Source organism: Paludibacter propionicigenes WB4, assembly GCF_000183135.1.
Taxonomy (GTDB): domain Bacteria; phylum Bacteroidota; class Bacteroidia; order Bacteroidales; family Paludibacteraceae; genus Paludibacter; species Paludibacter propionicigenes.
The window spans coordinates 54916-77734 of the sequence record NC_014734.1 but is presented as its reverse complement, the minus strand read 5'-3'; the positions used below and the strand labels follow the sequence as shown (position 1 = coordinate 77734).

Below are 22819 nucleotides of genomic sequence, written 5' to 3'. Positions count from 1 at the left end.
GATATATTGTGTAATTATCACAACTTTACAGGATCTATTCCTTTGTGTGTAGGTATAACCTGTTTGATACCACCATCGGCGCTAAACTCCATTTTGTCGATACATACTTCGCGGCTATAACCGGCTGCATCGCCCTGCGTAATTCCTTTCGGGTAATTGAAGCGGTGGTACACAAGATACCATTCATCTTTTCCTGGAATCTGAAGCACCGAGTTATGTCCTGTTCCGTAAATGCCGGCTTTTGGGTCTTTGGCAATTACCAAATTATCTTTCGGAATAGTGAATGCACCCAAAGGCGAAGTAGAAGTAGCATAACGTACCCGATAATTTTCGCTGCGGGTATCGTCTTCCGACCACATAAAATAATAAATGCCTTTACGATAGAATACATAAGTACCTTCGCGATAGGTATTATCCGGTTTCAATATGGTAACAGTTTCCGGCTTTATGGAAGTCATATCATCGTTCAGTTCGGCACCAGCCATATAACCATTTCCCCAATACAAATAACTTTTACCTGTTTGAGGATCAGTGAATACATCTTCATCTATTTCCTGCCCATAGTTTATTCCGTTAGGATGTTTATCAATCAATGGTTTACCCAGATCAACAAAGGGTCCTGTAGGACTATCGGAAACAGCCACACCAATTTTTTGAGCTGCAGAAAAATAGTAGAAGTATTTATATTGTCCGTTAACTTTCTTTTCCTCAATACATGGAGCCCAGGCGTTGCGATTGGCCCAGCTAACATCTTTACCTAATTGAATAATTTTGCCTTCGTCAGTCCAATCTACTAAATTATCAGACGAGAAACATTTAAAATACGTTCCAGACCAGCCGGTAAATCCATCGCTGGTTGGATAAATATAGTACTTACCTGTTTTCTTCGAATACAGAATCTCCGGATCGGCATAGTAACCGTTCAGCACCGGATTATGGTTTTTGACTGCTTCAACCGTATATGTTTCCGATTTCTTTCCTCCTATCTTCACTGTATATTTTACCGCTCCCTTACTAAAATCTGCAGCACCGCTTGGCTTAACACTAACTCCCGGAAAGCTATTCAATTCAGGTTTGAACAGACTTAAATTAGTGGCTGGTTCAACAGGTAAACAAACCTTTTTGGCAACCGTATCCACTACGATATTGATTTTCTTCAGTCCTTTTGCTTTTGCCGATTCGAATACAGACGAAACGCTTACCCATTTATTGGTTAACCGGGCTACTTCATCGGCTGTAATGGGCAGCACAGTTCCATGGCGGGGATGAAAGTCCATAGTAACATCTTGATCAATGACTTTGAAATGCTCCAGATCAGTACTTTTGGTAAACTGATACTTTCCGCTGGTATACATGTCGTACATCAGCACCCAATCATTGGAGTTGTTCAGCTTAAAAACTCCGGCTCCTTCTACCGGGCTGGTAGTTTGTTGCATCATACCACCCACCGATTTCCATTCGTCGGTTAGTTTATCGGCTACGGCTTTTCTGATACCCTTCTCCGTATCTTCGGTTTTGTAAAACAGATGATATTGTCCAAAAGCTTTTACAATATCTCCATCAATACACGAAGTTTTATTGGGATTGAAAAATAACTGTTTAGGGATGGTTTCCAGTGCCGTAAAATCTTTATTGGCGTAAGAATAGTAAATCTTATCATAGTCTCCTTTTTCGCTTTTCAACATCGAGAAGTAAACCATATACTTACCCACCGATGGGTCATAGATTGTTTGTGGAGCCCACACACGCAGCACATTACCAAATTCTTTAGAAAAAACGGTAGGAATATGTACGGTGGCAGAAGTCCAGTTTACTAAATCGGTCGATTTCAGAAGTACTATGCCTCGATTGGAATCCCAACCTTTGTCTGAGGTCATATCGGTAACAACCATATAAAAAGTTTTGCCATCCTCGCAGCGTAGAATATGTGGATCGCGAACGCCACCGCTCAGACTGATCTTCTGCGAGCTAATAATCGGATTATCCTGATTCAGCGCTTTGAAGTTATATCCATCGCTACTCAACGCAAACCGGATTTGCTCTTCCTCTTTCCGATTTCCGGTAAAGTATACAAAAAGGTAAGCACTGGTTTTATCCTTCGCTTTTACCGTAGAAATTTTCTTTCTTGAATTCTTCGGGATTGATAATTGTTCTGCTTGAACAGTGCTTAAACAGCCTAATACAAGGCTCAGGCAGAGAAAAAACTTGATTTTTTTTAAATACATTTTTGATTGGATTTAGAGATTGGAATTATCTTTATGTGTTCTTTATGATCAAACTAAATGATTGACTCCTCATTACTTTACAAAAATACGATTTCTCATTATAATTGAAGTTCAATAATCAACTATTAAAGTCGGAAATCAGGTAAAACACGTAGAATGAGCTGTTAGATACTAACTTTCAGACGTCAATCTGGATAAAAGAAAAAAGGGCAGATTTATATAAATAAATCTGCCCTACAATCAAATTAAAGCATCTTGCCTGTTTTCAATAACTAATACCTATTTGCGTGCTTTTAATTTGTATATATCTATTTACTAATCCTTTTCGTTACCAATAATACATAGTAATTATGCTCTCATAGGAAATAGATATACAGTATTATTCCCTTTTAAAGGAACAATGTCAAACAACAATCATTTTTTAATATCCAGGATTATTCGGAAGTAAATTTTTATTAATCAATATATCTGATTGAGGAATTGGCCACAACCATCCTTTAGTTGCATTAAATGTTCTTGTGTCAATTTTAATTTGTGAGAACACCCATTTGGCTGGATTAGTTGGATCAGACAATTTCGTTTTATCATAACCATAAACATCATGTACCAACGATTCATCTTTCCATCTCAACATATCGGCATAGCGCGTTCCTTCCATACAAAACTCAACCCTTCTTTCATGTCTGATAATTTGGCGAAGTTGTGCTTGGCTAAGACCAGTACCTTCTACTGATTCAACAGTTGGCATACCCACTCTGGCGCGCACTTTATCAATAAGATCATAGATTTCCTGAGCTGTGCTACCTGACTCAACAAGTGCTTCGGCTCGCATAAGACAGATATCTGCATAACGCATCAAAATAGTATTCAATGAGCTGTTATTGACATCAGCAATTCCGTACTCTGCATACTTACGTGGCTTAGCACCACAAGGATATTCATCATAACTAGCAGGGATAAAAGTAGCTGTACCATATTTTGTACCAGGTAGCACTACAGTAGCGTCCAGTCTTGGGTCTCTGTTTTTATAAGGATTTTGATCATTATAGCCCGATGTAGCATCTGTAATAGGCTTACCATTAGTCATGTAATATGAATTAATCATATCAGCTGTGATGTTTGATGTTTGCCAGGTTCCAAGAACAAATGGTTCTGCAGGCCATGGTTGACTTTGAGTTGTTGGAATATACTGGATATCAAAAATCACTTCAACATTATTCTCATGAGCTTCAGTGAAAAGGTCAGAATAGTTAGGATAAAAATCATAAACTTTTAAATCCATAACATCTTTGGCTGCTTGTGCTGCCTCTGCCCATTTTTGATTATAGAGTAATATCTTGGCCTTATAAGCCAACGCGGCTCCTTTTGTAGCACGTCCTATATTTTCTTTAGAATAAGAAGTAGGAAGACCACTTGCTGCATCTGTCAGGTCAGTAAGAATTTGAGTAAGCACTTCGGCTTTAGCATTTCTTTTTACATAAGCATCAGCTAATGGCAAAACTTTAGTAATAAGTGGCACATCACCGAAATAAGTAATCAAATCTGAATAGGCATAACCTCTTAAGAATTTAGCTTCTGCTACCATAGGAGCTTTAACATCATCGCTTACCGAAGCAGTACTGATGTCTTGTATAAATTGATTTGCCCGCGAAATAATTGCATAATCCTGTGACCATTTCGCATTGGGACCCCAACTGTTTGAGTTGGTACTCCATGAACCAATTTCATTTGAACCTTGCCATGCAGCCTGACAATAACCGTTATCAGACATAAATTCAAACTGATAAAAATGAGTTGGTGTTGCATTGGGCTGAAGGGCATTATAAACGCCCATCAGCGCCATTTTACACTGTGTTTCATTTTGATAGAACGTAGCTGGAGACAGTCTGTCTTTTGGGGTCTTGTCCAAGAGGTCACTTGAACAGCCCAACAAACTCAATAAAATAAACGATAAAGTAATAATTCTATTTATATTGTTCATAATCATCATATTTAAAAGTTAACATTTACACCTACAGTCATAACTCGAACCTGTGGAAAGGCTTCAGCTCTGGTTTGGTCTGTCTTTTGTTCCGGATCAAAACCTTTGAATTTAGTAAGAGTAAAGGCATTCTGAACATTTCCATAAACTCTTAGTGAGCTAATTCCTATTTTTGAAAGAATAGTCGGACTTATAGTATACCCCAGTTCGATGTTCTTTAAACGAAGATACGATGCATCTTCCATGTAAAAAGAAGAGTGAACATTTGTATGAGTCTCATTTAAAGTCACCTTTGGCATTGTGTTAGATGGGTTCGTTGGTGTCCATCTGTCCATCCACCACGAACCTAGATTAGCAACACCACTGAATGGAGTAGCAATTTCATAATAGAAATAGCCCTGAATTCCCTGAACACCCTGGAAGAACATACTAAAATCAAATCCCTTCCATTCTAAATTAATATTCATAGAATAAGATAAATCCGGGAATTGTTTTCCTAGAACCTTCCTATCATGATTCTGATCCACTACGCCGTCTCCGTTGAGATCTTTAAATTTAATATCTCCTGGTTCTGCACTAAAGTCAGTTACATCAACAACTCCAGGTTTTAAAATCCATTTTTTTTGAATTTGATCATATCCAGTAAAATCAGATGTCTGATAGATTCCATCCATTTGGTAACCATAAAATGAATTAATCGCTGACCCTATTATAATTGCCTTTGGAGAAGTAAATTCTTCATTAACATCCAATTTTGTAATTTTATTTACAATATGAGCTAAGTTAAGTGTGGTACGCAATTTTAGTCCATTTGTAAATGATTTTCTGTATGTGATAGAACCTTCAATACCTTCATTTTGAACTTCACCGGCATTTGCAAACGGATAACCTAATGCCATTGTAGCCGGAATAGGTTGTCTTTTTAATAGATCCTTTGTCTTTTTATTAAAATAGTCAGCAGTCAGTTCAAATCCGTTCTTCAGATTAAAATCAACACCAAAGTTTAATTGTTGCGCAGTTTCCCATGTCAATAGTTTGTTGGTCATATCTCTAATTGCCACGCCGGAGTATAAAGTTCCTCCAAGAGAGTAATTTTGACCAGATGCTAAGATATCACTACCATTATAGTAATTATCAATGTTTTGATTGCCTAATCGACCCCATGACGCACGCAGTTTTAACAGGCTAATCCAATTGGCACTTTTCAAGAAACTTTCATTTGAAGCGATCCAACCAGCAGAGAATGAAGGGAATGTACCCCATTGATGTCCTTCAGCAAATCTGGAAGAGGCATCTCGACGAATATTAGCTTCAAGCAAATATTTTCCTTGAAAACCATAGTTTATACGTCCAAAATAAGAGCGCAAACCAAGATCATAACTTCCTGCATCATTTGTCTGTGAGGCAGCATCACCCAAGCTAAGAATTCTTTGGGTATTGTTTACGAAATTTTTTCGATAGCCACTCTGCCAATCATAAGTAAACTCTTCTTCTGAATAACCTGCCAGTACATTCAAATCATGGTCTCCAAAAGTTTTATTGTATTTAAGTAAACCGGTGAACATCGTTTGAACATCAGTTTCATTTTTAATATACAAATCTGATTGCTCTGTTTTTGTACCTCCTGCTTTATTTTGTAATACCACATTGGCATTAAAAGCATTTTCATTGGATGACATAACGTTATACCCATAAGTCACCTGTGCACTTAAATCTTTAAAGATTTTATATTCTGCTTCAGCCTGCGCACTTAAATCGTATCGTTTTACTTTTCTGGTACTACCAGCTTGAATTTCTGCGTAAGGATCTAATTCTCCATTTACTGACATATACTGACCAGCAGCATTCTGTAAAGGATATATTGGCGCAAGTGTAGCATACCAAGTAGCATTCCACACACTAGTAGGTTCATTCTTAACACCCAAGTTACCGGCTATCTTAGTAGAGATTCTTAATTGTTTATCTTTCAAGAAAAAGGCATCAATGTTAGAACGGAAATCTGTTTTCTTATAATCAGTGCCTACCATAATACCATCTTGGTTTAACTGTCCAAGCATAAAGGCAAATTGTACATTTTCGCTACCTCCTGTAAGACTCAAACGGTGGTTTTGAGTTTGAGCTTTTCCATAATAAACATCAAAGTAATTAATGTCAGGATACATTGGGTCGTTGTGTGCTGCAAATTTTTGGATGTCTGCATCCGTAAAGCTTGCTACACGTCCAGAATTTGCTGCAGCTTCATTTTTAAGTGTTGCATACTGAACTGAATTTAAAACGTTAGGTAATCTCGTAGCTTGCTGTACACCAAAGTAACCATTGTAGCTCACTGACATCTTGCCTGAGGAACCCCTTTTAGTAGTAATCAAGATAACACCGTTTGCAGCTCTGTTTCCATAAATAGAAGAGGAAGCAGCATCTTTCAATACCGATACCGATTTAATGTCATTGGCATTTACATCAGACATATTGCCTGGGAATCCATCAATAATTACCAAAGGGTTATTATTACCAAATGTTCCGATACCTCTGATTGAAATAATTGCGTTGTCATCACCAGGTTTACCTGAACTTTGCAAAGCATATACCCCTGCAACTGTACCTTGTAAAGCTAAACTTGCATCAGTCAACGGTCTGGTTTCCATGTCACTCATCTGAACATTTCCAACAGAACCAGTCAGATTTACTTTCTTTTGTGTACCGTAACCAATAACAACTACTTCATCCATACCGATTGATTTGTCCGATAAAGTCAATTTAATTGTTTTTTGATTTCCGACAACAACTTCAGCATTATTCATTCCCACGTACGATAAAATTAACACTGTAGATGGCGTAACATTCTTAATGCTGAAAGCACCATCAACATCAGTTACTGTACCATTTGATTCACCTTTAATTCTTACAGTAACACCAATTAATGGTTCTCCTTTTGTGTCTATGACTTTCCCTGAAATGGTACTCGTTTTTTGTTGAATGGTTTGAGCGGTAACACCACTATCGATGTTTTTTAACGTTGGCAAATAACAAATCATTAAAGCCAAAATGAAGAAAAATTTTCTTTTTACATTCATGATTTCAAATTTAAGTAATATTAGATTGTAATTAATTATAAAGATAAAATATCTTTCGTCTGCTTAATAAGAAGAAAGAACTCATACTAACTGGATTTAATCATACTTTAAAATTTTGATATTAATATTGGGGTTTGTTGACATGCAAATGTATTGTATATAATACTTATTTATGGTCGTTTATTCGTTCAAATAAGTCACAAATAAGTGCAATTCAAAAAGTATTGCAGATTACATTATTGTATTAAAAGCCTACTATTTAATAAATTAGCACTCAATCCTTATTGTCATTATTGATAAACATCTTCTAATTTGTGTACATAAAGTCAACTTATAAAAACAACAAAAACATCCAACAAACTACCATAGGGTTTAAAACTATAAAATATGAATTAAGTTTTGTGTATTGCCATTATTTGAAAAAACTATCTATTTTTGTATTATTATAAGTTTAATACTATGCAAACAAAAAAGATATTTCTTTCTATATTATTCATCACAATATCATTGACGGGATCCGTTTTTGCTTCAACCAATTTGTCTTTCGAGCATTTTTACTATTCAGATCAACTTCCCTCTAATTCTGTACAGCGCATTTATAATGACAAAGAAGGATATATGTGGTTCGGCACAAAAGATGGTCTTTGTCGGTTTGACGGATACAGAATAAAAATTTTTCGTTCAAGTGCGATCAACCACAACAAACTAAATAACAACAATATACAATGTATAGTTGAAGACAATAATAATTGTTTATGGATTGGTACAATTGAAGGAATTAATATCATAGACAAATCGAATTATTCTATCACTCCGTATGATAATCCCATGATTGGTAGAGATAGAATTAATGCATTACGTGTGGATAAAGCCGGCAATATTTGGGTAGCAACCAATAGTAGAGGAATCATTCGGATAGATCGTAACAAAAAAAGTCATGTTTACCAGCACGATATTAAACTAAAATCAGCTCTGCCTAACAGAGTATCGTCAATATACGAAGATTCTGAAGGTCGAATCTGGGCTATGTTTTGGAAGGGAGGAATAGCTTTATACCAGCCAACCCGCGATAAATTTGAAATACTTCCTCCGATTGGAAAGACAAATAGTCCTTTCAGAATATTAGAAGATAAAGATCATAATTACTGGATATGCACATGGGGAGATGGTATGTTTTCTATGGATTTAAAGAACATTTCCGGCAACCCATTTACTCCGGTATCCTTCATTAAAAATGGGAAGCCTGTGAAGATGAGTAATATTATATACAGTATTATACAGGATTCAAAAATGGGATACATTTGGATTGTTTCATTCTCAGGCTTAAATGTCCTTGAAAAAGTAAATGATCACACCTTAAATCTTATTGATAGTGAATCAATGTTTAATGAACCCAGTAATAAATTATTTCACGAAATTATCAATGACAGAAGAGGTAATTTATGGTTAGGATCAGTTGGAGAAGGAATATACAAGCTTGATTTTAGCAAATCTTCATTTCAATCCAACTCTTTAGCGACACTTACAAAAAAAATCGGCTTTTCACCCAATGTTTACCATGTTTGCAAAGCAACTGGAAATCTGATATATTTAGTAATTGACCGCCTGGGATTATATACATTAGATTTGCGAACAGGAATATTAACTCAATCTAAAAATCCTCTATTTCAGGGAGTACAAAACATTCAGGCAATTTATCAAGTTAATAGCAGGCATGAGATATGGATTGTGAAAGAAGAATCTAACGAAATATATGTTGGTCAGGAACAACCCAATGGAGATATTAATAATGTCACAACGATTAATATTGACAAAACAAACCATTCTGTAATCAATTGCTTTCTGGAAGATTCTAACGGCAATGTATGGATCGGATTTGAACAAGGTTTGTATAAAAGATTTGCAAACGGAAGAATTTCTCTAATAAGCAGTAAAATCTCCAACATAACAAGTATTGCAGAAGACAAGAATGGACATATATGGGTAGGAACAGAGAAACAGGGCGTTTTTCAAATCCAACTGAATGCTAAAGTAATAACCCGGATTATGAACTTTAGCGAGAAATCGGGAAACTTACAAAGCAATTCCATACAGTCTGTTTGTTGTGTAAAAAATGGAAATGTTTATATCGGCTCAAGAGAAGGAAGCATATATTTGTATGATTACCAAGCCAATAAAATGACCGATATTAGTTCTCAATACGGTATTACCGAGGATGCAATACAAGATATTGTAGAAGACAACTATGGATTGCTGTGGATATCTACTGTAAAAAAGATTATTCGCTATAATCCTGTCAATCATGTTTCTACTTACTATACGCCCTCTGATGGTATATTAGTGAGCTCTTTTTCCAAAAATGCAGGCATTAAACTTCAAAACGGTCAGATATTCTTTGGTGGAAACAAAGGATTCTGTTTATTTACACCTGGTGAGGCTAGTAATCATCACACTTCTTCGTCAAAAGTAACCATCACAAACATTGATGTAAATAACCTTTCCATTTTTGATCACACCAATAAATCTCATTACGACTCTCAGCGTAATAAATTAATTCTTCAACCAAAAGATGACAACATAAGTTTAGAATTTTCAGCTTTGAATTATTCCTCTGCTGACAAAATTCAATATGCTTACAGATTAATAGGTATTGACAAGGATTGGGTATATCTTGGCAACAACCGCCGATACGTAAACTACACTAATCTGCCTTCCGGACAATATACTTTCGAGGTAAAAGCTACCGATGAAAATGGGCAATGGGTTAACCGGATTTCTTCTCTTACAATTATCAAAAAGCCTCATTTTTACCAATCATGGTGGGCATATTTGCTCTATTTTTGTCTGGCTGGCGCAATAATATGGTTTCTATTAAACAGGGTTCGACTTCGTAATGAGTTACGCATTTCTCGCATCGATAAAGAAAAATCGGAAGAACTTGCTCAAACAAAATTACGCTATTTCACCAATATTTCTCACGACTTACTTACACCACTTACCATTATTTCCTTGCTCATTGACGAATTACAGTCAAAATCTCAGGTTGATAAAAATCAGGTTGAACTAATAAAAAACAATGTGAACCGGCTACGCCGATTGATAAGACAAATCCTTGCATTCCGAAAGATAGATACAGGAAATATGAAGCTTAAAGTAAAAAACAGCGATATAGTTTCGTTTATTCATCAGGTGTGTTATACTAACTTTCAACCACTTATTAATGAGAAAAACATTTCCTTTGCAATAGAAACCACGCATGATAGTTTTTCAGCTTATTTTGACCCCGATAAGTTAGATAAAGTACTTTATAACCTGTTATCAAATGCTTTCAAGTTCACCCCGTCAGGAGGCAGCATCATCATCAAAATAAGCTTCCCCGTTCAAGAAGGAATGAGCTTTCTCCATCTTTCTGTAAGTGACACCGGCGAGGGTATTCACGAAAAAGATTTGCCGCATATTTTCTCTCGTTTCTACATCAGTAATTCGTCTGATCAGAGCCAGAGTAATGGTATCGGGCTGTCGTTAGTGCGCGACTTACTCCAGATTCACAAAGGAGAGATCAATGTGGATAGTAAACTGAAAGAAGGAACTACATTTACCTTTGAAATTCCTGTTTCTGAAGACGCTTTTACGGAAGATGAATTTGCCTCCGAAGAGAATGATGCAAAAAATGTAATGCTTTCGGCGCAGGAAATAACACCTGAGAAATTAGAACCTGAAAAAACTTCCGATACAAGCAATTATAATATTCTGGTGGTAGAAGACAACAGGGAGCTTAATCAGATTATTGTGAACCATTTAGAAAACAGATTCACGGTATATAGTGCCTATAATGGTAATCAGGCTCTTAATTCCGTAAATGAACATCCGATTGATTTAATTATTTCGGATGTAATGATGCCCGAAATGGACGGACTTGAACTATGCAAGACACTTAAATCAGACATTACAACAAGCCACATTGACATTCTGCTACTTACAGCAAAAATCTCAACTGACGACCAGATAGATTACTTTAATGCTGGAGCTGACGCTTACATGCCTAAGCCATTTGATTTAAAGGTTCTGGAAGCCAGAGTAAATAATCTGATCTCCAAACGAAAAAAAAATATTACTGATTTCAGAAAAGATCAACAAGTGAATATTTCCGCAATGCAGTACAGTTCCTTAGACGAAGAGTTTTTGCAAAAAGGAATTGCTATAGTTGAACAACACATGGATGATTTCGAATTTGATTTTGATAAATTTGCAGAGGCCATGAACAGCTCAAAGTCAACTTTACATCGCAAACTTAAGGCACTGACAGATCTTTCGCCCGGTGAGTTTATCCGAAACATAAGACTCAAACATGCATGCAAGATGCTCGTCAGCAACAACGATCCAATCTCAGAAATTGCCTACTCTCTTGGATTTAACAACCCGAAATACTTTAGTAGTTGTTTCAAAACTGAGTTTGGCATGACTCCCCGCGAGTATAGAGATTCGGCTCAAAACGAGTAAAACGGGTATTCCATGATTATCCATTAGAACCGTGCTGCCAGATTTCTCCAAGGCTGCACATCACCATTCACAGCACAAAACTATCAGACCTGAACTCTCTCCGAAATAGAAAGTTCAGGTCTTTGGCATGTATATCCATCGTAAAAACGCCCCACCTTCTTTGATACTTATTTATCAACACTTTAAATACAAGAACAAACTCGGCATACTAAACCGACAAGCGTGAAATGACTTTATTTTAGCCTTTATTGAGATGATTTTTACCCTTGTTTTGTCAACTTAGAAATAACTTTGTTGACGTAAATCTGGAATAAATCTAAGTTACTGTTTCCTGTTCAAATATAAAGTTCAAAATTACGAAATACAAGAAAACTCAATATAATTTATCGTGCTATGAATAGAAAAATCATCGGTCTCTTAATAATTTTACTAACAGCCAACAACTATATTTTCCCCTTAACACCAACCTCAGCAGATCTTTCAAATTCATTCCATGCCGGCAAAAATGAGTTTATGCTTAACGGAAAACCGTATATTATCAGAGCCGGTGAACTGCATTATACCCGCATACCCAAAGCCTATTGGGATCATCGCATAAAAATGTGTAAAGCGATGGGGATGAACACAATTTGCATATATTTATTCTGGAACATACATGAACAGACTCCCGGAGTTTTCGATTTTAAAGGACAAAATGATGTCGCTGAATTTGTTCGCTTAATACAACAAAACGGTATGTACTGTATTGTTCGCCCCGGACCGTACGTTTGTGCCGAATGGGATATGGGCGGGCTTCCCTGGTGGTTATTGAAAAAGAAAGACCTACAGGTGCGTAGCCTTAGCGACAGCTATTTTATGGAACAAACAAAAAAATATCTGAACGAAGCAGGAAAACAACTGGCTCCGCTACAAATTCAAAATGGTGGAAACATCATTATGGTGCAGGTTGAGAATGAATACGGAACCTGGGGTAGCGATAGTAAATATATGGAAACAATGCGAAATAATGTCCGTCAGGCTGGTTTCGGCAAAGTTCAACTGCTTCGCTGCGACTGGTCATCTAATTTCTTTCACTATAAACTGGATGGAGCTGTAAATGCATTGAATTTTGGTGCCGGTTCCAATATTGACGACCAGTTTAAAAAATTTAAAGAAATGAATCCCGATTCGCCACTAATGTGCGGTGAATACTGGACAGGCTGGTTCGATCAATGGGGTCGTCCGCACGAAACCCGCGAGATTAACAGCTTTATTGGCAGTCTGAAAGACATGATGGACAAACGAATCTCTTTCAGTCTTTATATGGCTCATGGTGGCACATCATACGGGCAATGGGCTGGTGCTAATGCTCCTGCTTACGCTCCTACTACTTCGTCGTACGACTACAATGCACCAATTGATGAAGCCGGCAATCCAACAGATAAGTTCTATGCCATCCGCGATTTACTAAAAAACTACTTGCAGGAAGGTGAATCACTACCTGCTATTCCTCAAAATCCGGAAATAACCATAACTATTCCAACAATTAAGTTTACGCAGACGGCTAATGTGTTTGAAAATCTGCCTGTAGCCAAACAATCGGAAAATATTCAACCTATGGAGTTTTTCGACCAAGGTTGGGGTTCCATTATTTACAGAAAACAACTAGCTGACTGCAACCACAAACAAACATTGATTATCAAAGATGTGCATGACTGGGCAACCGTGTTTATTAATGGAAAGGCCATCGGAAAACTGGATCGACGCAGAGGCGAAAACACAATTGAAATTCCTGCTCTAAAATCCGCTGCACAGTTGGATATTCTGGTAGAAGGAATGGGGCGTGTAAATTATGGTGAGGCGATTCTCGATCGTAAAGGGATTACGGATAAAGTTATACTTTCCGACGGTAACACAGAAAAGGAATTAAAGAACTGGACTATTTTCAATCTACCTGTGGATTATCAGTTTCAGACAAAAGCAAGGTTTACTGTAAAACCTGCAACCGGTCCTGCATGGTACAGAGCTTCATTCAACCTTACCAAAACAGGATATACTTATCTGGACATGAGCTCATGGGGCAAGGGAATGGTTTGGGTAAATGGACATAACTTAGGTCGTTTTTGGAAAGTAGGACCTACACAAACACTTTGCCTGCCGGGTTGTTATTTAAAAAAAGGACGGAATGAAATTATTGTGTTGGATATTGACAAACCGAAATCGGCAAGCATTACCGGACTTAATTACCCGATTTTGGATGTAATAGGAAAAGATGATAATCAACAACAAAAAGGAGCCAAAAGTCTTAATCTGAATGGTCTGAATGCGGTTGTGACTGGTACGTTCCCTGCCGAAAGCGGATGGAAAACTGTCAATCTGAATGAGATGACTGCTGGACGCTATTTCTGTTTCGAAGCATTGAATGCTCAAGATCCAAACGACAACAGTACATCGGCAGCCGAATTTGAAATCATTGGTGAAGATGGCAAAGCTATTTCTTCCATCAACTGGAAAGTGGTATTTGTGGATAGTGAAGAAACTGAGAAAGCAGCTAATGGAGCCGACAAATTATTTGACATTCAGGAATCCATTATCTGGCAAACTAAGATTGGAGACAAAGCAAATCATCCGCACCAGGTTGTAATCGACATGGGTAAAGAAATCAACGTAAAAGGATTCAGAATACTTCCACGCACGGACAAAAGTACCAAAGGAATGGTAAAAGACTTTCGTTTTTTCCTGGAAAAGAATCCGTTCAAAGTGATAAGTCAATAATACTGTTAACCAGAAATTGCGACCCTAAAAAGATAAGCGTATGAAATTACAATCTACAACCTCCCATGTTTTCGGTATTGTTTTGTTTTTAATCATGCCTTACTTTCTTTGTACCGGTTATGCAGGAAACAGGGCTACTGACAATGCTTTATCGAATAAGAAGATTCCTGTAATTGTAATTAATACTGACGTTAAGTTTCAAACTATTCAGAATTTTGGAGCTTCGGATGCATGGACAGGGCAATTTGTCGGATTATGGCCCGATGCCAAACGTAACCGGGTTGCCGATTTACTATTCAGTACTGAAACGAATAAGAATGGTCAACCCAAAGGTATTGGGCTGTCATTATGGAGGTTTAACATCGGTACAGGAAGCGCAAGGCAAAATAATCTACGTGATGAATGGAAAACCACTGAAACTTTTTTAAATACTGACGGCACATACGATTGGACAAAACAATCCGGACAACGTTGGTTAATAAAAGCTGCACAAAAAAGAGGAGTGAATCAATTTCTTGGATTTACCAATTCGCCTCCGGTTTCGCTCACTAAAAACGGAAAATCTTTCTCGGCTGGAGGCATACATGCTAATCTGTTGCCCTCTAATTATACTGCGTTTTCGGAGTTTCTGGCTAACGTGGCGCTCCATTTCCAACAGGAAGGCATTCCATTAAACTACCTGAGTCCCTTTAATGAGCCGCAATGGGACTGGGCAGATAACAAACAAGAGGGGTGTCCTTATACCAACCAAGAGATATACGATATTACTAAAAAGCTTGACTCGTTGATTAGCGCTAAGAAATTAAACACAAAGATAATTATTGGCGAAGCCGGGAAACTGAATTATTTATACGAGAAAGCGGATAAAGCCGAACGTGGGAATCAGATTAGCGAGTTCTTTAATCAAAACTCAACCCGTTATCTGGGCGCAATGGCCAATGTTGAAAAAAGTATATCAGCTCATAGCTATTTCACTACAGGCCCGGTAGGTTATATGACATCTAGCAGACTAGCCTTAAAGAACAAACTCACCGAAGCATCTATACCTTTAGCCTTCTGGCAAAGCGAGTATTGCATTTTGGGCGATCAGGAAGAAATTGCAGGAAGCGGAAAAGACTTAGGAATGAATACTGCTTTATACGTAGCAAGAATAATTCACTACGACCTCGCGGTTGCCAACGCTTCGACATGGCAATGGTGGTTAGCTGTGTCTGTGTATGATTATAAAGACGGCTTGATATACATTGACAAAAATAAAACCGATGGAAAAATTGAAGAAAGCAAGTTATTGTGGGCTTTCGGTAATTTCAGCCGGTTTATCAGACCCGGTTCTATACGCGTAGGAGTAACAGGAGAAAATCTGGACATAAATAATCCAACCGGGCTCATGGTATCTTCATACGTCGATAATTCCAACAAAAAACTGGTGACAGTGCTGATAAATTATGGATCAAGCGATGTGAATTATAAAGTTCAGGTAAAAGGAATGAAAATTAAATACTTCACTCCTTACATTACCAACGACACAACAGAGAAAGGTTTAAATCCTCTAACAAGAATAAAAAGCAGCGAGTCATTTGTTGTGCCCAAGCGATCAATAGTTACATTGGTTGGAGCAATGAATTAGCTCTTCAACTTTACAATATAGGAGTTTTTAAACTAAAGTTGTTTTTAAAACAAACCAACTGAATTAAACAAAACTCTCTCTCTTGACTTTACTGATTGAAAGTCATTAATAATTACAATCAAAAGTGTTTTTTCCGTTGTATTGATTAAGAGAAGATTTCTATGTGAGTAGAGATCTTTTCTGTTTTCGGGTGTGAGAGCTAACAGCTGATTTGAACCCCAAAATTAGTTTATCATCCTCATAAAGCAGACTGTATCTGATCGCGGGTAAATTGTATTAGTTCATGAAACTGATCGGGTCTGTAAAGATGAGGATCGACGGGTTCGTGAATAAACATTTCTATCGGACCGGGCGTAACGTTTATCGAATTTCGCGGCATACGGTCGAAACTACCCTTGAGCGTTACCGGTACAATGGGCAGCGACAGCTCGGTTGCCAACTGAAATGCTCCACGTTTAAATTTACCCAGTTCGCCGGTATAGGTTCGGGTTCCTTCAGGGAAAATTACCAACGACACCCCGTTGCACAACTGTAGCTTGGCTTTCTCCATACTTTTCAGAATGGTAGCCGGATTGGTACGGTCGATAAAAATATGACCGGCCGACTCGCAGGCTTTACCTACAAAGGGTATTTTGCGAAGCTCGGCTTTCATCATCCATTTAAAGATAAAAGGCAACCGCCCATACACCACAAAAACATCAAAAAAGCTCTGATGATTCAGCGCAAATATATACGATTGCTTAGGATCCAGTTTGTCCAACCCATGCACCTTTACCGGTACGAAACAAAGTCTGCAAATGATCCGCCCCCACCATCGTGCAGGATTATACGACAGCTTGTTGTTGGGAAAAACCGGAGAGAGAATAACAGTAGCTGTGGCAACCAAAATAGTGGCTAAAGCTATAAGCGGATAGGCAACTATCCATTGATAAATACTAAACAGTGGATGTTTTTTCGGTTTCATAGATGATTTTTTCTGAATAAAAAGACAACAGAAACGAAAATGCGCAAGTTGAAAATTCCTTTACACAAAATTAGTATAAATAATTTTCAAAATGAAACCGGGTAATTATTTTTTTAGAGAATTTCTTCTACTTCTTTATTGAATTTGATTTTGCCCCATTGGCTTACAAACAGGCCTACCACCACTATTACAATTCCTATCCATTTGCTCAGGGTAAGTATTTCGTCCAGAATTACCCACGACAGAATGGCCGTAAAAACAGGAATAAGATTCACAAATACATTGGTGCGGGTCACTCCTACCTTGCGCACTGCTCCGGCAAACAATACAAACGCAATAACAGAAGCAAAAACCGATAGCATAAACAACGCTATCAACGATTCTCCACTCACCCTCAGAGTATGAATGGTGGGGTAATCCGTTACCAAAAAAGTTGGAATAAAAAACAATAACCCGAGCAAGCTCTGATAGAATATCACACTCATATTATTGTAATAATCCGGCACTTTGCGCAACACCGTGGCATAGCAGATAGCCGCAAAAACCGCCAGAAATAGCAAAGCCACTCCCTGTGGATTGGCTTTGAGCCCGCCGGTTGGTTCATAAATCACAAAGAAAACGCCTATCAACGAAACAACTATACCGACAATATTCGACCAACTTATCCGCTCGCGCAACACGACAAAGGCAACCACCGGAGCAAAAAGCGGAATGGTAGAGACAATAACCGCCGCCAGCGTTGATTCTACCATGGTCAATCCGTAGGTTTCGCCCACATAATATATAAACGGCTCAAAAAAAGCCAGTGACAGAAACCATTTTACATCCTTACGGCGTAATTTCTGAAATCTACCTGTCGATTTCAGCACCACAAACAAGAGCAACGAAGCCAATATCAAACGCAAAGTTATCAATGTCATGGGTTGAAACGAATGAATGGCCACCCTTGTCCAGATGAACGAGAATGACCAAAAAACCATCGACAGTACAATGGCAGAATATAATTTTATGGAGTTAAACATCGACAAATAGTTTGTAAATAGTGGGTAGTCGGTAGTTAGTAGTGGAGATTCTTTACTAAGAAGTTGTTAGTTGGTAAGAGTTTTTTATTCAAAGCAATGTCTTTTTGATTAGAGTTGGCCTTATACAGCCAACACAACAAACTGCAGACTCATTACTACCCGACTACAAACTAATAACTACCTACTAAAGACTATCGACCTAGAACAATTTCCCTAATGTCTTCATGAATGCTCTCCCATACCTCTTCGGACATTTTAGCACCGAGCACTTCCACCACATTGCCCGAAACCACCGATCCTATCTTTCCACAAACTTCGAGGGAATAATTGCTTGCCAATCCGAACAAGAAACCTGATGCATACAAGTCGCCGGCACCGGTAGTATCAATACAATTTGCTTTACGAGGTTTAATACGCACTTTCTCGTTATTTGATTTTATAAGCGAGCCTTCTTTTCCTACCTTCACGATAGCAATTTCGCACTGTTCTGATATAATATTCAACGCTTGCTCAGGTTCGTGGCCGGTGTAAGCACGTGCTTCTTCTTCGTTGGCAAAAACAATGTCCACATATTCGCGCACAATCTCATGCAGAAAATCCAGATGCGCTTCCACCACATTGTAACTGGCCATATCGATAGAAACTTTCAATCCTTCCTGTTTTGCCAATTTCACCGCAGTACGAATCAAATCGTGATTCTGAACCAAGTATCCTTCAATATGGAAAATATCATATCCGGCAAACAGCTCGGGTGTTAAATCGGCAGCTTCCAGTTCGCAAGCAGCACCCAGATAAGTACAAAGTGTACGCTCACCATCAGGAGAGACTAACACCGTACAACAACCTGACGGAGTTTCGCTCAACGATAGTTTTGGTTCTACGCCGTTATAAATAGAGTCGTTGGTAAAAAACAAGCCGATATCATCTTTTCCCACTTTTCCCACAAATCCACCGGCCATGCCAAGGCGTGTAATGCCATTGATGGTATTAGAAGCAGATCCGCCCGTAGCCATTTTCTTTTCGAAACGGCTCACAGAAGCATTAATTTCTTCAGATCTTTCGGTGTTTATCAACTGCATTCCGCCTTTTAGCAAACTCAACGAAGATAAAACCTCATCATTGTCTATTTGCAATAAAATGTCTGTCAGGGCATTACCCATTCCTAATATTCTTTTCATAAATTAATCCGTATTTTTCGTGCAAAGATATTGCATATTTCAGGAAAAGCCATTACTTTTGCAGCGCATTTGACAAAAAAAAATGTACAATAAAATTCTTCCTTAGCTCAGTCGGTTAGAGCATCTGACTGTTAATCAGAGGGTCCTTGGTTCAAGTCCAAGAGGGAGAGCAAAAGAGTCGTAGAAACACGACTCTTTTTATTTTGAAAAAAGGCAGAAACGCCTAAAAAGCTTGAATTCTTTTCCTGCTGCTATTGCAGCATTGCAAAAAAACTATTACTTTTGCACTGCATTTGAAAATAATGCGCAATTAAACTCTTCCTTAGCTCAGTCGGTTAGAGCATCTGACTGTTAATCAGAGGGTCCTTGGTTCAAGTCCAAGAGGGAGAGCAAAGCCACTACGAACCGTAGTGGCTTTTTTGTTATATACCGATTAATATCAAGCAAAAAATCAGACATGAAAAAATCAGACATTCAACTATTTATAGCAAGTTTAATCGCAATATCCTTCTTGTTTGTTGCTCAAACTACATCAGCCCAATCAGCCAACCAGAAAATTATCTACAAAGCCTATATCAACAGTGACATGACGAGTTGGGCTAATACGATACACAGCATTGAAACCAATACTCCACCCGCAAGCATCGATCAAAAACTTGAACTGATAAATTTTTACTACGGATATGTAGGCTACCTTATCGGACAAAAAAAGAACGGACTGGCAAAGAAGGAAATAAGTGCTGCTCAAAAAATTATCAACGACGTATTAAAAAACTCGCCAAATAATGCAACTGCCATGGCATTTAAAGGTTCATTTAAAGGTTTCGAGATGAGTATCAACAAACTAAAGTCTATATCATTGGGTTCAGAAAGCCTGTCCTGTATCAGCAAAGCCTACAATACTGACCCACGCAACGTTCAAGCCGTAACAGATAAAGCCAATGCACTGTTTCAGGCACCGGCACTATTCGGAGGAGACAAAAACGAAGCCATAAAAGTCTATCTTAAAGCCATAAATCTTATAGAGTCATCTAAATCTGCCGATCAAAACTGGTTGTACTTACACATTTTGATTACACTAGGGAAAATCTACGAAAAACAGAACAACCTGTCTGCTGCAAAAATGATCTACGAAAAAGCCTTACATAAAGAACCTGCTTTCAGGCTGGTAAAAGAAAATCTATACCCTGCCCTTTTATCTAAAATCAAAAAATAAAGCAATTACCCTCTCGGATACATTAATATTTATTAAAATCGCATTCGCATTTATGTCGTGTGCGATATAAATTGTATTTTTGTATCGCAAACGATATAAAACAATAAATCAACAAAAAACATGAATACAAATTTTCACCAATTTACAGCAACCAGCCTACAAGGCAAAGAGATTGCCATGGTTGACTACAAAGACAAAGTAATAATAGTAGTAAACACCGCCAGTAAATGTGGACTTACCCCACAATACGAAGGTCTTGAAAAACTCTACAAAGACTACAAAGACAAAGGATTAGTCATTCTGGGTTTTCCTTGCAATCAATTCGGAAAGCAGGAGCCGGGAACAGAAAAAGAGATTTCGGAAGGCTGTTTAATCAATTACGGAGTGTCGTTCCCTATGTTTTCTAAAATAGAAGTCAACGGTAAAAATACCCACCCCATTTATGCCTACTTGAAAAAGGAATTAAAAGGAACTTTTGGGAACAATATCAAATGGAATTTCACTAAATTCATCATTGACAAAAATGGAAATCCGTACAAACGCTTTGCCCCTGTCACAACGCCCGAAAAACTACGCAAACACGTTGAAGACCTGTTGAAGAAATAAAAATTGAAAACGACAAATGAACTACGATCAGCTTAAACTGGAAAACCAGCTATGCTTTCCGCTGTATGCAGCATCTCGGCTTATTATACGAGCTTATCAGCAGGATTTGGACAGGCTTGGTATTACATATCCACAGTACCTGGTACTAATGGTAATGTGGGAGCACGAGGAGCTTACTGTAAACGAAATAGGCGAAAAGCTCATCTTAAACACCAATACCGTAACTCCACTGCTTAAAAGAATGGAAACTATGGGGCTACTTATACGCACACAATCCAAAGCAGATCAGCGGAAGGTTTTAATCAAACTCAGCGAGCAAGGAGTCAATATGCAATCGAAAGCAGCAGAAATCCCGGCCAACCTACTCAGCAAATTAAACATAAAAGCCAACGATGCCGAAATAGCCCGAGCCTTGGATCTGAAAAATCGTTTATACGATATAATAAATCTGGTCAAAGAGAGCGAACAAACAACAACAGAACTTGTTTAGTAACATATAAACAAAAACCAATTCATCATGAAACATTATTCAATTATTCTATGCTTATTATTGATAGGTGCATTTTCCACGAAAGCACAGGAAAAATCAACTTCAACAGATTTTTACAGTTTCAAAAGCACTAATATACAGGGCCAGAATGTAAGTATGAAAGCCTTTAAAGGGAAAGTAGTACTAATAGTCAATACTGCCAGCAAATGTGGATATACGCCGCAATACGAGGGACTTGAAAAGCTGTACAAAACTTACAAGAACAGAGGATTGGTTATTCTGGGATTTCCATGCAACCAATTTGGCAATCAGGAACCGGGTAGCGCTGAGGAGATCGCAAAGTTTTGCACATTAAAATATGATGTTACTTTCCCCATGTTCATGAAAATAGATGTAAATGGCGAAAATGCAGATCCGCTCTACAAATATCTGAAGGCTTCATTGCCCGATAACGGAACCGGGGACATAAAATGGAATTTCACTAAGTTTCTACTTGACAAAAACGGAAAACCGATTAAAAGATATGCCTCTGCCATCAAACCTGAAGAACTGGCAGCAGACATAGAGAAACTATTACTCTGATTACAAATAGAAATTAAATAAATAGTCATCTGAATACATAATCAGGTGACTATTTTTTTATACAGATAATAAGAGAATGCACACTATTCACGACATCTGTAATTTATATTTCTGTAAGAATATCGCAGAATCTATTTTATTTGATATTTTAAAAGTCAAAACCAGATTCAACATGCTAATATATGTTATATTATTCTCGATATTAGTTAATCTTTGTTTACGCAACATTGATTTAAAATTACCTCAAAATCATTATCACTGATTTAAACTTATTATTTAAATATTAAACCGAAGTGGATTTTTAAAGAAAACAAAAAACATTACATTAATAAAAATAAATATCTACAGCCGTTAAACACCCTTGAAATCTAGGTTTAGAGAATAAATATATAATTATCATAGAGATATGAACACGAATGATTTATTAGCAAAGTTATATAAAAGCAACAACTGGCAAAATCAAAATAATAAATTTAGTCAATATGTGATATTTACTACAATTAACCCAAATAATACTACAAGATACTACATATTGATAATTTACATACCTTTGTAGCCCGTTTCTTTTTGAAACCGAGGAAAACAACAGATTTTTTATTTATA

Annotated in this window: 13 protein-coding genes and 2 tRNA genes; 9 read left to right on the top strand and 6 right to left on the bottom strand. The window is 37.5% G+C overall.

Annotated elements, in window-relative coordinates; translation table 11 throughout:
- Positions 1–17: 17 nt before the first annotated feature.
- The 3 genes from PALPR_RS16025 to PALPR_RS00360 all read right to left on the bottom strand — a co-directional run bounded on the left by PALPR_RS16025 (position 18) and on the right by PALPR_RS00360 (position 7277).
- Positions 18–2225, bottom strand: a complete 2208-nt coding sequence (locus tag PALPR_RS16025) for a glycoside hydrolase family 43 protein (protein WP_013443604.1) — start codon at positions 2223–2225, stop codon at positions 18–20.
- Positions 2226–2646: 421 nt separating this feature from the next.
- Positions 2647–4134 carry a RagB/SusD family nutrient uptake outer membrane protein gene (locus tag PALPR_RS00365; protein ID WP_171805012.1) on the bottom strand — a complete coding sequence of 496 codons (1488 nt, stop codon included), beginning with the start codon at positions 4132–4134 and terminating at the stop codon, positions 2647–2649.
- Positions 4135–4217: 83 nt separating this feature from the next.
- On the bottom strand, positions 4218–7277 hold the full coding sequence (locus tag PALPR_RS00360) for a SusC/RagA family TonB-linked outer membrane protein (protein WP_013443602.1): 3060 nt from the start codon (positions 7275–7277) through the stop codon (positions 4218–4220).
- Between the two features lie 459 nt (positions 7278–7736).
- On the opposite strand from PALPR_RS00360, the gene PALPR_RS00355 reads away from it, so the two are divergent.
- The 3 genes from PALPR_RS00355 to PALPR_RS00345 all read left to right on the top strand — a co-directional run bounded on the left by PALPR_RS00355 (position 7737) and on the right by PALPR_RS00345 (position 16158).
- Entirely contained in the window at positions 7737–11777 is a 4041-nt protein-coding gene (locus PALPR_RS00355) for a hybrid sensor histidine kinase/response regulator transcription factor (protein WP_013443601.1), read from the top strand.
- Between the two features lie 393 nt (positions 11778–12170).
- On the top strand, positions 12171–14531 hold the full coding sequence (locus tag PALPR_RS00350) for a beta-galactosidase (RefSeq protein WP_013443600.1): 2361 nt from the start codon (positions 12171–12173) through the stop codon (positions 14529–14531).
- A 40-nt stretch (positions 14532–14571) separates the two neighbouring features.
- Positions 14572–16158 carry a glycoside hydrolase gene (locus tag PALPR_RS00345; RefSeq protein ID WP_013443599.1) on the top strand — a complete coding sequence of 529 codons (1587 nt, stop codon included), beginning with the start codon at positions 14572–14574 and terminating at the stop codon, positions 16156–16158.
- 238 nt (positions 16159–16396) lie between these two features.
- On the opposite strand, the gene PALPR_RS00340 is transcribed toward PALPR_RS00345, so the two are convergent.
- From PALPR_RS00340 to PALPR_RS00330, 3 genes are all read right to left on the bottom strand, one after another.
- Positions 16397–17122: a lysophospholipid acyltransferase family protein gene (locus PALPR_RS00340; protein WP_013443598.1), complete on the bottom strand. Its 726-nt coding sequence runs from the start codon at positions 17120–17122 to the stop codon at positions 16397–16399.
- 113 nt (positions 17123–17235) lie between these two features.
- Entirely contained in the window at positions 17236–18144 is a 909-nt protein-coding gene (locus PALPR_RS00335; RefSeq protein WP_013443597.1) for a DMT family transporter, read from the bottom strand.
- A 191-nt stretch (positions 18145–18335) separates the two neighbouring features.
- A complete protein-coding gene (locus tag PALPR_RS00330) occupies positions 18336–19322 on the bottom strand; it encodes an adenosine kinase (RefSeq protein WP_013443596.1) in 987 nt (328 codons plus the stop codon).
- A 96-nt stretch (positions 19323–19418) separates the two neighbouring features.
- On the opposite strand from PALPR_RS00330, the gene PALPR_RS00325 reads away from it, so the two are divergent.
- From PALPR_RS00325 to PALPR_RS00300, 6 genes are all read left to right on the top strand, one after another.
- Positions 19419–19492 (top strand) — tRNA-Asn (locus PALPR_RS00325).
- Positions 19493–19638: 146 nt separating this feature from the next.
- Positions 19639–19712, top strand: a tRNA-Asn gene (locus PALPR_RS00320).
- A 67-nt stretch (positions 19713–19779) separates the two neighbouring features.
- A complete protein-coding gene (locus tag PALPR_RS00315; protein ID WP_013443595.1) occupies positions 19780–20538 on the top strand; it encodes a tetratricopeptide repeat protein in 759 nt (252 codons plus the stop codon).
- A 120-nt stretch (positions 20539–20658) separates the two neighbouring features.
- On the top strand, positions 20659–21144 hold the full coding sequence (locus tag PALPR_RS00310; protein WP_013443594.1) for a glutathione peroxidase: 486 nt from the start codon (positions 20659–20661) through the stop codon (positions 21142–21144).
- A gap of 16 nt (positions 21145–21160) precedes the next feature.
- A complete protein-coding gene (locus tag PALPR_RS00305; RefSeq protein WP_013443593.1) occupies positions 21161–21634 on the top strand; it encodes a MarR family winged helix-turn-helix transcriptional regulator in 474 nt (157 codons plus the stop codon).
- A 27-nt stretch (positions 21635–21661) separates the two neighbouring features.
- Positions 21662–22216, top strand: coding sequence for a glutathione peroxidase (locus tag PALPR_RS00300; protein ID WP_013443592.1), 555 nt, complete (start codon positions 21662–21664; stop codon positions 22214–22216).
- Positions 22217–22819: the final 603 nt, after the last annotated feature.

Excerpts from the sequence above, each read along its gene's own strand:
- PALPR_RS16025 (WP_013443604.1), bottom strand. The coding sequence starts at position 2,225 with ATGTATTTAAAAAAAATCAAGTTTTTTCTCTGCCTGAGCCTTGTATTA.
- PALPR_RS00360 (WP_013443602.1), bottom strand. The coding sequence starts at position 7,277 with ATGAATGTAAAAAGAAAATTTTTCTTCATTTTGGCTTTAATGATTTGT.
- PALPR_RS00355 (WP_013443601.1), top strand. The coding sequence starts at position 7,737 with ATGCAAACAAAAAAGATATTTCTTTCTATATTATTCATCACAATATCA.
- PALPR_RS00350 (WP_013443600.1), top strand. The coding sequence starts at position 12,171 with ATGAATAGAAAAATCATCGGTCTCTTAATAATTTTACTAACAGCCAAC.
- PALPR_RS00345 (WP_013443599.1), top strand. The coding sequence starts at position 14,572 with ATGAAATTACAATCTACAACCTCCCATGTTTTCGGTATTGTTTTGTTT.
- PALPR_RS00340 (WP_013443598.1), bottom strand. The coding sequence starts at position 17,122 with ATGAAACCGAAAAAACATCCACTGTTTAGTATTTATCAATGGATAGTT.
- PALPR_RS00335 (WP_013443597.1), bottom strand. The coding sequence starts at position 18,144 with ATGTTTAACTCCATAAAATTATATTCTGCCATTGTACTGTCGATGGTT.
- PALPR_RS00330 (WP_013443596.1), bottom strand. The coding sequence starts at position 19,322 with ATGAAAAGAATATTAGGAATGGGTAATGCCCTGACAGACATTTTATTG.
- PALPR_RS00315 (WP_013443595.1), top strand. The coding sequence starts at position 19,780 with ATGAAAAAATCAGACATTCAACTATTTATAGCAAGTTTAATCGCAATA.
- PALPR_RS00310 (WP_013443594.1), top strand. The coding sequence starts at position 20,659 with ATGAATACAAATTTTCACCAATTTACAGCAACCAGCCTACAAGGCAAA.
- PALPR_RS00305 (WP_013443593.1), top strand. The coding sequence starts at position 21,161 with ATGAACTACGATCAGCTTAAACTGGAAAACCAGCTATGCTTTCCGCTG.
- PALPR_RS00300 (WP_013443592.1), top strand. The coding sequence starts at position 21,662 with ATGAAACATTATTCAATTATTCTATGCTTATTATTGATAGGTGCATTT.